The sequence below is a fragment of the Ralstonia sp. UNC404CL21Col genome, from assembly GCF_000620465.1.
GTDB lineage: Bacteria > Pseudomonadota > Gammaproteobacteria > Burkholderiales > Burkholderiaceae > Ralstonia > Ralstonia flatus.
Window position 1 is genome coordinate 1,367,244 of record NZ_JIBE01000003.1, and the last position, 13,262, is coordinate 1,380,505.

Sequence of the window (13,262 nt, forward strand, 5' to 3'; positions counted from 1 at the left end):
GGCTGGATGCACCGGCCGATCTCATCGTCATGATCGGCATCGAACCGAAGCTCAAGCAGCCTCGCGCATTCTGTTACGGCAAGATCAAAGAGGCCTTGGATTCAGGGCTGTTGGCTATTGTGCAGATGCGGCCACGCCCATTTGCATTGAGAGACCTAGACGCCATCCCCGCCAGGTATGTCGAGATGCGAGACCGGTTATGGTCGATCATCGCTCCGTTGGTCGATGAGCAATACATCCCGGACATTTTTGACGACGAAGCTCGTGGTCGCATTATCAGCCTGCGGGCAAGGCAACTTGGCATTGCCGCAAAATCGGTACGGCGACCACTCTATCGCTACTGGGCGCACGGGAACAGCAAGGCTACACTCATCCCTTTCTATGATCTCTGCGGACCACAGGGAACGCGACAAGAACGCAAGCAGAAAGCAGGATCTGCAAAACGTGGACGGCGCCCCGATCGATTGCTGTCAACCGACGATGCAAGCCTTCTCGGTGTTGCCGTGGCCGATGTCCGGGAACGGATTGTCGCCGGCATTACTCAGTTCTATAAGGGGGGTACATCGCGCATGAAGGCGTGGCGCGACACCAAAACGAAGTACTTCAGTGCCGGCTACGTTCAACAAGGCAGTATCTCTGTACCAATCGAACCCGCTCCTCATCAAGCGCCATCGTATCGGCAGTTCAACCGCGTTATTGAAGAGCTGAATCTGGACCTATCTATCACCAAACGCAATGTTGACACGTCCACCTGGAATCTCCGCATGCGTGGTGTGATGGGTTCATCGCGGCGGCACGTTTTCGGACCGTGTGCACGGTTTGAGATCGACGCCACTCTGATGGACATCTATCTCGTTTCTGTGTTCAACCGTGCCTGGATAATCGGCCGCCCTGTTCTATACGTCGTTGTTGATGTCTTCTCCGGAATGGTCGTCGGGTTCTATCTTGGCCTTGAGGGACCGAGCTGGGAAGGTGCCCGCCTAGCCCTCTTTAACGCGTTCACTGACAAGGTCACCTTCTGCAAGGACTTCGGTGTTGAGATCACGCAGGAAATGTGGCCCTGCCACCATCTGCCACGATATCTGTTGGGAGACAACGGAGAGCTGTGCGGCCTGGCAGCCGACGATCTTTCGGGCACCCTCGGCATTTGCCCGCAAAACGCCGCAGTGCAACGAGGCGACTGGAAGCCGAACGTCGAGCAACAGTTCCGCCTGACAAATCTTGAGCAAGTTAATTTTCTGCCAGGAGCCATCAATGCGAGGGAGAGAGAGGTTAAGAAGCGCGGATATGCAATGGATGCTTGCCTAAATCTTCCCGAACTCACCAGCATTCTGATTCGCCGATTTATCCGGTTCAATCACTCCAATTACAACGCCGGCCGTTTGCCGGAAGCAATGCTTGGCCAGAACCTCACTGACGCCACACCGACGGCAGTGTGGAACTGGGGGCTATCGAACCTGACTGGTGGCGCCAACATACGGAGTCGCCACGAGGTTTGGACAAATCTGCTACCCAAAGGAACCGCGTCGGTTCGGCCGAATGGACTTCGCTTCGAATCCCGACACTATACGAATGCTCGCTTGGAGCGCGAAGAGCAGTTCGCGCGCGTACGTATAAGGGGACGATACGGTCACGTGGAAGTTCGACACCTGCCGTACGCGCCATCGACGATCTGGATTCGAAATGAAGAAGAAGGAGAGTGGGAAGCTTGCTACCTCGTCGATCGCGAAGAGCAGTTCAAAATTGCTCGTATCGAAGAGCTTTGGGACCGAATCAAGTTGCTGAATGCTGCCTCGGAGCGCAAGGCAAATGACACGCGCTCACGGAATGCGCAATACAGCGCGGAATGCGAGGAGATTGTTTCGAACGCAAAACAGGAGGCCAGTGCGGCGCGTAAGGGCATGACAAAGTCCGAGGCCCTGCGCAACATTGGCGGGAACCGTGCCTTCGAAAAATCAGGACAGCGTATCGACAGGACGCGAGAGGAAATACTCTCACGGCAAACGGCGCTCGATGCTCGACGAAAGCCGGCCAATGTGGTCCCCATCAAGAACGCCCGGCGCGGCGCCGATCCGCTGGACGACATTTGGACGGTGGAATCATGAGTCACCTTGCTGGCACCCTCGCGACTTACCGTGAACAGGCGATTGAGGAGTATCGCAACAACCCGCTGATCGCAGCACTTCCGGACATCTATTCGGAGCGGGATGCAACCGTTGCAATGCTCGTCCGTCCGAAATTTGACCCTGCTGAGCGGCAGCTTCCGGCAGAACAGCGCTGGCACCTGCTCGCACGCTTGAAGCACGTTGTGGTGCCGCGACCAAAGTACTATGAAATCGAGCGAACGGTATCGCGACTCATCCGGGCTGGGTACGTCATGCGTAACCCTTTGCAAGCGGATACTTGGCGCCGCGTTTACCACGCCAACACTCATACCGAAGGCCGTTCAAGAATATCGAGTTCATCGGACCAACTCATGGCTGCTGACTCGAAGGCCACCATCGTCGGTCTTAGTGGAATTGGGAAGACCACTGCGATCGACGCAGTGCTACGCACTTACCCCGATCAAGTCGTCCGCCACGAGCTCTATCACGGATCGCGCCTTCCAATTACGCAGATCGTTTGGCTGAAAGTGACCTGCCCCGAGAATGGATCGATTTCAAGCTTCTGCAGAGAGTTCGCACGACAACTAGATCATGCGCTTGCTATAGATAAGTACGAACGCATGTACTCGCGCAGCAAGCTCACTCGTGATGAGCTTGAGGGCATGATGCGTCAGCACTCGGCAACCTATTTTTTGGGACTGCTTGTCATTGATGAAATCCAACGATTGGATCTCGCCAAAACACAAGGCGCTGCACCGTTGCTTGATTTCATTCAGGACTTACGTGAGCAATTGAAGGTACCGACTGTCCTTGTCGGTACCTACAAGGCTATACGACTCTTTAAGCGCGAATTGAAAGATGCTCGCCGCGCGTCGGAAAGTGGTCTGATAGATATTGAGGTCCCAAGTTCGCATGACGATGCCGACTGGGTCAAGTTCGTCAGGCGCTTGTGGACGTATCAGTGGACGCAAAAACCAACGGAACTCGATGAAGAGTTGTTCTACACCTTCTACGATCTCACGCAAGGTATCACGGACATCCTAGTTATCTTGTTCAAGCTAGCGCAGCAACGCGCCATGCTCGACGGTTCAGAAACGCTGACGGTCGAATGCGTCCGTGCCACATACAACGAGCAGCTCGTGCTACTGCATCCGGCGATAGATGCGTTGCGTAGCAATACGGACGAGTCGCTGACAAAGTTTGAGGATCTCCTTCCACCCAGTCGTAGTGTGATCGAGCGTGCGACAGCCACTTCGCTAGCAGCGAATATCGATGCACGCCTTGACGAGTTGATGGGAGTACGGAGCCACGAGATGGCTACACCTATTTCGCCGGAAGATACCCGCAAGAGTGGAAAGCGACGCCCACAGCCAGAACTTCATGAGAACGACCTTCGGAGCGCCGCACAGTCCGATGATGTATATGGGACCCTAAAGCGAGCCGGAGCTATCGCAGACATAACACTGTTTGGGGAAGCGCTTCCGTCTGCTGACCCGGAGTAGTTCAATGCGGTCTCTCGACATCATGACTGCGCCCGACGAAACGGTATTCGGCATCGCGGCGCGACAGCACCGTCTAAGTGGCAATCGTTCGTCAAACGACTCCCTGCTCGAGCTGTTCGGGTCGGATCGCGTTATTCCTGCCAGTCTACTGCCAGGCCATCTCGGGCGGCTGTTCGACTACCTGGGCATGGCTGATCGTTCGCCATATTCCTCGATAGTCGACCGGCATACCGTCCTTCCCTACTGGAGATTGTTTGTTCCAGTCGATCGCTACGGAGCCGTGCAGTCATCAATGTGGCTGACAGCCGCAACTGGCTTGAAACTCTCGCTCGGGCTCATCAGCAGCCGACTCGGTGGCGCAAGTACGCTGCGATACTGTGACGGCTGTGCCGAAGCAGATCTCGCAAACCTAGGGGTAGCGACCTGGCACCGAATACACCAACTGCCCGGGGTACTGATGTGCCCGAATCATGTACTAGCGTTGAATGAATGCCATCACCTGTCGCAGCACATTCATCGCCACACGCTATTTCTGCCTGACGAGCGACTGGTTCCGTTCAATCGTCCGGCACATGACCTGCCAGAGGCCACCAAAGCCCAGCTAGTTCGTCTGGCCTCGCTTGGCACTGAACTACTGAACTCGCCCTCAGAAACTGCACTGCAGGCACTTGCCCTACGTGAGCGATACCTCGTTTGGCTGGGCAACTACGGCCTGCTCACATCTGGAAAGAGAGTATGTATCGTAGCATTACAGCGGCACGTTATGAATTACTGGGAACCAGTTTCCGGTACCGAGCCGTTTGCCACTCTATTCGCTTCGATTCGTGATGACCACAGTTGGTTGACCACCCTCGTCCGGAAGCAACGCGCGATACATCACCCGCTGAAGCATCTCTTACTGATCGGATCGCTCGCTCCATCGGTTAATGCGTTTCTTTACGAAAGAGTATCCACGAGTGCACCATCTGGGGTATGGCGCCAGCCGGCGGCCCTCAATGATTCTTCCGTAGTAGCCGATGCGCTCCGGCTTATGGAAAGCGAAGGATATTCCGCACGCCATACCGCTCATGAGTTGAGTGTCGGTATCCATACAATCCTCACGATCGCCCACCGCCACGGCGTTAGGGTTGCTCGGCGCAGTAAGCGGGTCTTTGCTGCTCAGCGCGACGCAATAAGACTATTGCTCCGCAAAGGTACCCCGTTGGCTGAGACCGCACATCGACTGGGAATATCCGCATCTACGGCCAGTCGCGTCCTCGCCGAAGATTGCGACCTTCAACGCGTTCGCAGGAAGGTTCAGCGGTCTTTGCGACGCGATGAAAGTAGGCATTGCATGATCGCTGCGCTCGAGAACCACCCCATTCCTTCACCAAGCGAGCTACGCCGGCGAATACCGGCTTGCTACATGTGGCTGTACCGGAATGATCATGCGTGGCTTATTGAGCGCTTGCTGGATTTGCCTCCCGCAACAAGAGCGCCGAAGAGCTGTGTCGACTGGAATATGCGGGATGCTCACTTAGCGAAAGCCATTCGATCGACGGTGCAAGCGATACGTGTCTCCGAAGAGGCGCCGGTCAGAATTACGCTGCGTGAGTTGGGACGACGTACTGGCCATGTGTCCTGGCTGGAAAAGCATCGTGCCAAGCTGCCAATCTGCAACATCCTCCTTGAGGACGTGCTTGAGTCCGTTCCCGAGTTTCAAGCTAGACGCTTGGAATGGTGGAACCAACAGCTAACCAATGAGGAAGGAATCTCGCCTCCGCCGTCACGGCTGCGCCGTCTCGCGGGCATCCCTAGCCGTCACCGTGTGTACGACGTTGGTAACCGCGTCCCACACTAGAAAAGACGCGCTCTGGGCATGGCCCCTCCCAGCTCAAACCGATCTGCCAATCCCGAAGTATCCGCATCACGTCTGACGGGCCGGCTACTTCTGGAACAACTTTTAGCGCACAGTAGTCCATTAGAACCTGCCCCTTGCGCACCTCCACCCCGGATATCTTGCAAACCTTGCTCCTTGACCACGCGCGAGCGGACGGCTGAGTCAAAGCCCATAGGATTCTACGAATATAGAAATGCCAGGGCGATTCACACGCAGCCGCCAGCTCCTTTCTCAACAGAGGGAATCTCGGCAGATCTGAAGTGGGATTGTGTTTCCAGCCAATTCGCCTCAGCAACAGTTGTCGAGTGCCTCGCTCGGGATACTCGGCTCCGTTGTAGAAACGAGGCGCGAATTGCATGAGTTCCTTTGCCCAGAATGCGTCGTTTGGATGTGAGTTGGGTGTGGTGTCCCCTGAGGACTTGTAGTCTCGCTGGCTGCCACGCTCCAGCTCCTTCCGCAGGTCATCGAGCGCACCGGGATTCTGCCGAACAAGACGCTTCATCAGGCCGTAGTGCTCTCGCCACAGCGTATCGAGATCGCAGTTCGGAATTGCTTTTGAAGCTGCGACAACTTGCCCAATTAGGTCGCCTGATAGCGGCGGCTGGTCGGGAACCTCCGTTCGAGCAAGGCGCTTAGTCAATCGCGCACGGGGATGCAGTGCAATCTCACGGTACCGAGTTAGAAATCGTTCGGCCTCCTCGTAGAGGAAGAACGAAAGTAGCAAATGCCTGCCGAGGTGGACCTCCCATGTCGCGCTCTCGATCAGGATATGAAGCCACGCTGAGAGTCGATCAGTGCGAAACGCGGGATCAACTCGTTTGACGAACTTCTCGCCATATCGATCCACAATCTGCCGAATCAACTCTTTTCGATTGACTGCGCCTCTATGCGTCACCCCTAGCTCGTGGATGCCGGCCCGGTAAAGTTGGACAATTCCCTCACGCGAGGCGCCGCGGAGGCCTGATATCAACAACTGAGCAGCAAAGCGAGCGAAGGCGATAGCGTGGTCGCCCTCGTCCGCGAGGAGCCCCTCGACTTGTTGGTCAGTCGGCTTTCTTCCACAAGCAGAACAGCCCCGCCACGGGGTCAATACCAAGTCTGCCTTTCGCTCAAAGGGGCACCGACATGTGGGGCATTGCTCTAAGAGTGGAATGCCATGGCGGAAGCATACGGAAACGCCGGGTATCTGATGTGCATTCAGAATAGCTGGCGTGCCGTACCTGTCTTCATTTTCCGTCAGACATTGAGGGCAAAGACGCGTCCGATTAAATGCGCCGGCTGTGTGTTTTGGAAGCCCCTGGAGCACCGCGTCGATATGGCTTTGCTCGTCCCGCGCAGCGAACTCAGCGCCAGTAAACATTTCCAATAGCGGAAACATGGTGCTCTCTCGCAGGAGGCACTGAATCGTCTGACTTGGTCGTGTGAAAAAACGATCACCTAGGGCTCCAACATATGACGGAACCCAGGCTGTGAGTTGGAACGGCAAACGCCGGAAGAGCTCTGCGTACGTATCCCGCGTAGTTAGGTTTCCACTGGTAACGTGATACCGCCCAACCTGGGAAATCAAGCTTTCCCCTGGGATAGGCGGGGCACACAAAGCTAGCGGTTCGCGATAGGCCTGTGCGAGCAACGCAGCGGCGTCGAGCTGCTCGCCCCGGCCATCAAAGCAATCGTATGCTGCCTCAACTACCTCAACGGCTGGTACCAAACGTCGACCACCTCATGTGGAACTCTGGGCCGAAACGCCCCAGGACAAACATATTTTTCAGAACCCAAACATATTTGCGCTGGGGCCAACATATTTGTAAATGATCATCTGTTTCTGCGCCTGCCGAAACTTATTCGACAGTCACCGATTTCGCCAGGTTACGCGGCTTGTCGACGTCGGTGCCGCGCGCCAGTGCCGTGTGATACGCCAGCAGCTGCAGCGGCACCACGTGCAGGATCGGCGAGAGCTGGCCGTAGTGCTCCGGCATGCGGATCACCTGGATGCCGTCGCTCGACTGGATATGCGTATCGGCATCGGCAAACACGTACAGCTTGCCCCCGCGCGCGCGCACTTCCTGGATGTTCGACTTGAGCTTTTCCAGCAGCGCGTCGTTCGGGGCAACGGTCACGACCGGCATCTGCTCGGTCACCAGGGCCAGCGGGCCGTGCTTGAGTTCGCCGGCCGGGTAGGCCTCTGCGTGGATGTACGAAATTTCCTTGAGCTTGAGCGCACCTTCCAGGGCGATCGGGTAATGCAGACCGCGGCCGAGGAACAGTGCGTTTTCGCGGCGGGCAAATTCGTCCGACCACGCGATGATCTGCGGCTCGAGCGCCAGCACCGCGTTCAGCGCCGACGGCAGGTGGCGCAGATGGCGCAGTGCATCTTCTTCCTGCTCGGCATTCAGATGACCGCGCAGCTTGGCGAACGTCAGCGCCAGCATGTACAGCGCGGCCAGCTGCGTGGTGAACGCCTTGGTGGACGCCACGCCGATCTCGGTGCCGGCGCGCGTGAGGAACTTGAGCTGCGTCTCGCGCACCATGGCGCTGGTCGCCACGTTGCAGATGGCGAGGGTATGCGTGTGGCCCAGTTCGCGTGCGTGGCGCAGTGCGGCCAGCGTGTCGGCGGTTTCGCCCGATTGCGAGATCACGACGACGAGCGCGTTCGGGTTGGGCACCGTCTCGCGGTAGCGGTATTCGCTGGCAACCTCGACCTGCGTCGGGATCTTGGCGATCGATTCAAGCCAGTACTTGGCCGTGCAGCCCGAGTAGTAGCTCGTGCCGCACGCCAGGATCAGCACGCTGTCGACCTTGGGCAGCACCTGGGCTGCTTCGGGGCCAAACAGGTCAGGCGCAAAGCCTTGCACGCCTTCGAGCGTGTCGCCCAGGGCGCGCGGCTGCTCGAAGATTTCCTTCTGCATGAAGTGGCGGAAGGGGCCGAGTTCCACAGCAGCAGCGTAGGTGCCGACTTCCTTCACTTCACGCTCGACGATCTTGTCGTTTGCATCGGCCACGGTGAAGCCGTCGCGGGTGAGTTCCACCACGTCGCCTTCTTCCAGGTAGGCCATGCGGCTGGCGGTGCCGGCCACGGCCAGCGCGTCGGAGGCGAGGAACGATTCGTTCTCGCCGATCGCCACCACCAGCGGCGAGCCGGCGCGCGCGCCCACCACCACGTCGGGGTTGTCGCGTGCAAACACGGCAATCGCATAGGCGCCGTGCAGGCGCTTGACCGAGGCACGCACCGAGGCGAACAGGTCGCCGCGCGTGGCGCTGCTCGGGTACGTGTAGGCCTGGTGGATCAGGTGCGCGACGACTTCCGTATCCGTCTGCGATTCAAAGCCGTAGCCGACGGCTTTGAGTTCTTCGCGCAGCGCCTCGTAGTTTTCGATGATGCCGTTGTGGACCAGGGCGATGGTGTCGCCCGAGAAGTGCGGGTGCGCGTTGACGGTATCCGGCCGGCCATGCGTGGCCCAGCGGGTGTGCGCGATGCCGATGGCGCCATCGAGGTGGCTGGTCTGTGCCTGGGCATCGAGATCGGCCACGCGCGACACGGTGCGTGCGCGCTCGAGCTGTCCGTCACGCTGTACGGCGACGCCGCATGAGTCATAGCCGCGGTATTCCAGGCGGCGCAGGCCTTCGATCAGGACGGGAACGATATTGCGCGTGGAAACCGCGCCAACGATACCGCACATGTTGATTTCTCCAGTTGGGGTGTGACCGCACGTTCAAATGTGCGCCGCACTCGGTAATTCAGTATCGATGCTCGTGTGCCGAAGCGGCATCCGCTGTTCGGCGCAGGAGAAAACCTGTCAGCCTTCCTTCTTCTGCTTGACCGGGCGCTGCCAGCTGTCGATGGTGACCTGCCGCGCCCGCGAGACCGTCAGCTTGCCGTCGGGCGCATCCTTGGTCAGCGTGGTGCCGGCGCCCAGCGTCGCGCCCTTGCCCACGCGCACCGGCGCCACGAGCTGCGTGTCGGAACCGATGAAGGCGTCGTCTTCGATGACGGTGCGGAATTTGTTCGCGCCGTCGTAGTTGCAGGTGATGGTGCCCGCGCCGATGTTGACGCGCGAGCCGACCGTGGCGTCGCCCACGTAGGCCAGGTGATTGGCCTTGCTGTGCGCCGCGATCTGGCTGTTCTTGACCTCGACAAAGTTGCCGATGTGCACGTCTTCGGCCAGTTCGGTGCCCGGGCGCAGGCGCGCGTACGGGCCGATGCGCGAGTCGGCGCCAACCTTGGCGCGCTCGATATGGCAGAACGGCAAGATCTCGGCCCCGGCCTCGATCGCGGCATCGCGGATCACCGCATTGGCGCCGATGCGCACGCCGTCAGCCAGCGTGACATCGCCCTCGAAGATGCAGTTGACGTCGATCACCACGTCGCGGCCGCAGGTGAGCTTGCCGCGCACGTCGATGCGCGCGGGGTCGACGAGCGTCACGCCGTCTTCCAGCAGTTGCTGCGCGATGTTGCGCTGGTGAATGCGCTCCAGCTCCGCCAACTGCACCTTGCTGTTCACGCCCAGCGTTTCCCACTCGGCCAGCGGATGGGCGGACGTGATGGGTACGCCTTCACTGGCGGCGCGCTCGATGACGTCGGTCAGGTAGTACTCGCCCTGCGCGTTGTCGTTGGAGAGCGTGGCAAGCCAGCTCTTGAGCTTGGCCGTCGGGCACACCAGGATGCCGGTGTTCACCTCATGGATGGCGAGTTGTGTTTCGTTGGCGTCTTTCTGCTCGACGATGCGCGTGATGCGGCCGGCGGCGTCGCGCACGATGCGGCCGTAGCCGGTCGGGTCGCCCAGATGCACGGTCAGCACGCCCAGGTGGTCGTTGCCGGCGGCGCCCACCAGCGCGTTCAGCGTTTCGGCGCGGGTGAGCGGCACATCGCCGTAGAGCACCAGGGTGGGCACGCTCTCGTCGAGCTGGTCCACGGCCTGCATGACGGCGTGGCCCGTGCCAAGTTGCTTGTCTTGCGTGGCGAAAGCGATGTCGGGCGCGCCAACCATCTCGCGCACCCGATCGCCGCCATGACCGACAACCACCACCAGCCGCGTCGGCGACAGGGTGCGCGCGGTTTCAATGACGTGCGCCAGCAGCGATTTGCCGGCCAGGGGGTGCAGCACTTTCGGCAGGGCGGAGCGCATGCGTTTGCCCATGCCTGCAGCCAGGATGACGATATTCACAAGGAGGTTCCTAGAGTGACTCGAAGCGATAGCCTGCGACGGGTTGCCGGCACCGGGATTGGCTGCCTGAAACCCACCGCCCGCCACCTCCCCTCAGGATGGCCGGACCGCCTGCAAACCCTTCTGCGGGGCGCTTTTGCGGCGTATAAGACACAGATGGAAAAATTCTAGCATGGGGCCCACCCTCCCCCTGAACCGGTCAAACGGTGGAATTGTTGCAATCGCGCCATGACCGAGACGGGTAACCCGCTGGCCGGTCGGGCGGATGGCGGACGCCCGGCATGGCGCGCGGCGCGCATGTGTGCACCGTGTGCCACCCCGTGTGGAGCGGGTCGCGCTCAGCTTGCCGCGGCCTCCCCGGGCACGGCTTGCTCGGCGGGCTTGTCGCCTGGTTTGCGCTCAAACCGCACGAACTCGATGCGGTCGTCGTGCGAGCCGGCAAACACCAGCGGGGCCTGGTCGTAGGCAGTCTGGCCGAACAGCGCGTCTTCGCCGATCTTCGCCAGGCCCGTGGTCAGCCCGTTGAAGTCGAACAGATCGGTATCGGCCAGGTGCGACGGCACGACGTTCTGCAGCGAAGCGAAGATGTTGTCGATGCGGCCCGGCGTCTGGCGCTCCCACTCCAGCAGCATCTCCTTGACCTTCTTGCGCTGCAGGTTTTCCTGCGAGCCGCAGAGGTTGCACGGGATGATCGGGAACTCCATCGCGCGGGCGTAGGAAGCGATGTCCTTTTCCGCGCAATAGGCGAGCGGCCGGATGACGATGTGGTCGCCGTTGTCGGTGGCCAGCTTGGGCGGCATCGACTTCATCTTGCCGCCGAAGAACATGTTCAGGAAGAACGTGTTGACGATGTCGTCGCGGTGATGGCCCAGCGCGATCTTGTTGGCGCCCAGCTCCTTGGCCGTGCGGTAGATCACGCCGCGGCGCAGGCGCGAGCACAGCGAGCACGTCGTCTTGCCCTCGGGCACCTTCTCCTTGACGATCGAATAGGTGTCCGCCTCGACGATCACATATTCCACGCCCAGCTTCTTCAGGTAGTTGGGCAGCACCTCTTCCGGAAAGCCGGGCTGCTTCTGGTCGAGGTTCATGGCGATCAGCTTGAAGTCGACCGGCGCGCGCTTCTGCAGCGCCATCAGGACCGACAGCATCGTGTACGAATCCTTGCCGCCAGACAGGCACACGAGGATGGTGTCGCCGTCTTCGATCATCTTGAAGTCGCCGATGGCGCGGCCAACCTGCGACTGCAGACGGGTTTCGAGGCGGTGGAAATTATTGGAAAACGTCATGGCTTATCGACCCCGCCAGCGCTGAATAATGGCCGGACAGGCGTCAAATTGTGAGGAAAATCAGCATTTTAGCGCGCGCGGGGCGCCGCCTGCAGGGTCGCGCGAACAGGCCTAGAATCGTTTGCCTATCTTTGGCTCGATGGAAACCAACCCCATGACGACAGCAATGCGGACTCTGGTGCTTGGCGCCGGCGGCACCGGCGGTTATTTCGGCGGGCGGCTCGCCCAGGCGGGCGCGGACGTGACGTTCCTGGTGCGCCCTGCGCGTGCGGCGCGGTTGCGCGAACACGGTCTCGTGATCCGCAGCCCGCACGGCGATGCGCAATTGCCCGTGCAGACCATCACTGCAGACCAGGCGGCGGCTTGGGGCCGTGCCGACCTGGTGCTGCTGAGCTGCAAGGCCCACGACCTGGAAGACGCCATCACGGCCATCCGCCCCGTGGTCGGTGAGCGCACGGTGGTACTGCCGGTGCTCAACGGTCTGGCGCATCTGGAACGGCTGGATGCGGCGTTTGGTGAATCGCGGGTGCTCGGTGGGCTGTGCCACATCAGTGCGACGAGTGCGCCGGATGGCGCGGTGCTGCATCTGAGCAACGGGCAGGGCCCCGCCGCGCATTCGATCACCTTTGGCGAGCGCACGCCGCATGCGCCCCGCGAGCGCACCGAGGCGATTCGCGATGTGTTTGCCACGGCCCACTTTGATTCCGTGCTGGCCGAGAACGTCATGCAGGACATGTGGGAGAAATTCACGTTCCTCACTTCGCTGGCGGCAATGACGTGCCTGATGCGGGCGACGGTGGGCGAGATTGTTGCCACGGATGAGGGCGCGGCGCTGAATGAGGCGATGTTCAACGCGTGCGAGCGCGTGGCGGCGGCGTCGGGGTATCCGAATCGGCAGGCGGCGCGCGAACGTGCGCTGAACGTGCTGACGCAGGCGGGGTCGCCGCTGACGGCATCGATGCTGCGGGATCTGGAGAGCGGCGCGCGGGTGGAGGCGGATCACATCGTGGGGGACATGCTGCGCCGTGGGCGGGCGTTGGGCGTTGATGTGTCGCTGCTGCGGGTGGCGTTTGCGCATTTGCAGGCTTATCAGCAGCGGTTGTTGCGGGCGGCGGCTGGCTGACTGTTTGTTTTTTGCGCGTTGGGTTCACGCCTGTTTCATCCCCTGCCGGGGCTGACTCACTTTCTTTGTCTTGCCAAAGAAAGTAAGCAAAGAAAGGCGCGCCCGAGATGGCGACCCCCTCCTTGGATTTGTGTCGCGGGGAGGGGAAGGAGCCAAACTCGCTGCGCTCAGACAAGGCTCCTTCCTTTTTCCTCCCCGCAACAAA

General features: G+C 60.1%; 8 protein-coding genes. 4 read left to right on the plus strand and 4 right to left on the minus strand.

All coding sequences use genetic code 11. The annotated features are described in order from the left end of the window. Positions 1 to 29 precede the first annotated feature (29 nt). From N511_RS24540 to N511_RS24805, 3 genes are read left to right on the plus strand one after another with little or no spacing between them, the layout of a single operon-like run. Positions 30 to 2,105 (plus strand): Mu transposase C-terminal domain-containing protein, encoded by a 2,076-nt coding sequence (locus N511_RS24540; RefSeq protein WP_027678559.1) that lies wholly within the window; start codon positions 30 to 32, stop codon positions 2,103 to 2,105. Next, a complete protein-coding gene (locus N511_RS23760) occupies positions 2,102 to 3,607 on the plus strand; it encodes an ATP-binding protein (protein ID WP_051530832.1) in 1,506 nt (501 codons plus the stop codon). Before N511_RS24540 ends, N511_RS23760 begins: the two co-directional genes overlap by 4 nt. A 4-nt stretch (positions 3,608 to 3,611) precedes the next feature. Then, entirely contained in the window at positions 3,612 to 5,447 is a 1,836-nt protein-coding gene (locus N511_RS24805; RefSeq protein ID WP_081785322.1) for a TnsD family Tn7-like transposition protein, read from the plus strand. Here N511_RS24805 and N511_RS24810 read toward each other — a convergent pair. From N511_RS24810 to ttcA, 4 genes are all read right to left on the minus strand, one after another. Next, entirely contained in the window at positions 5,401 to 7,194 is a 1,794-nt protein-coding gene (locus N511_RS24810; protein ID WP_081785323.1) for a TnsD family Tn7-like transposition protein, read from the minus strand. The two genes, N511_RS24805 and N511_RS24810, sit on opposite strands and share 47 nt — an antisense overlap. Positions 7,195 to 7,324: 130 nt before the next feature. Then, positions 7,325 to 9,163, minus strand: a complete 1,839-nt coding sequence (glmS, locus tag N511_RS0106535) for a glutamine--fructose-6-phosphate transaminase (isomerizing) (protein ID WP_027678560.1) — start codon at positions 9,161 to 9,163, stop codon at positions 7,325 to 7,327. Positions 9,164 to 9,280: 117 nt separating this feature from the next. After that, the gene (gene glmU / locus N511_RS0106540) at positions 9,281 to 10,648 is read right to left on the minus strand and encodes a bifunctional UDP-N-acetylglucosamine diphosphorylase/glucosamine-1-phosphate N-acetyltransferase GlmU (RefSeq protein ID WP_027678561.1); all 1,368 of its coding nucleotides are present in this window, start codon (positions 10,646 to 10,648) and stop codon (positions 9,281 to 9,283) included. Positions 10,649 to 10,986: 338 nt separating this feature from the next. Then, positions 10,987 to 11,934, minus strand: coding sequence for a tRNA 2-thiocytidine(32) synthetase TtcA (gene ttcA, locus N511_RS0106545; RefSeq protein WP_027678562.1), 948 nt, complete (start codon positions 11,932 to 11,934; stop codon positions 10,987 to 10,989). Between the two features lie 166 nt (positions 11,935 to 12,100). Between ttcA and panE the strand changes: the two genes are divergently transcribed. Next, positions 12,101 to 13,057, plus strand: a complete 957-nt coding sequence (gene panE, locus N511_RS0106550) for a 2-dehydropantoate 2-reductase (RefSeq protein WP_027678563.1) — start codon at positions 12,101 to 12,103, stop codon at positions 13,055 to 13,057. Positions 13,058 to 13,262 lie beyond the last annotated feature (205 nt).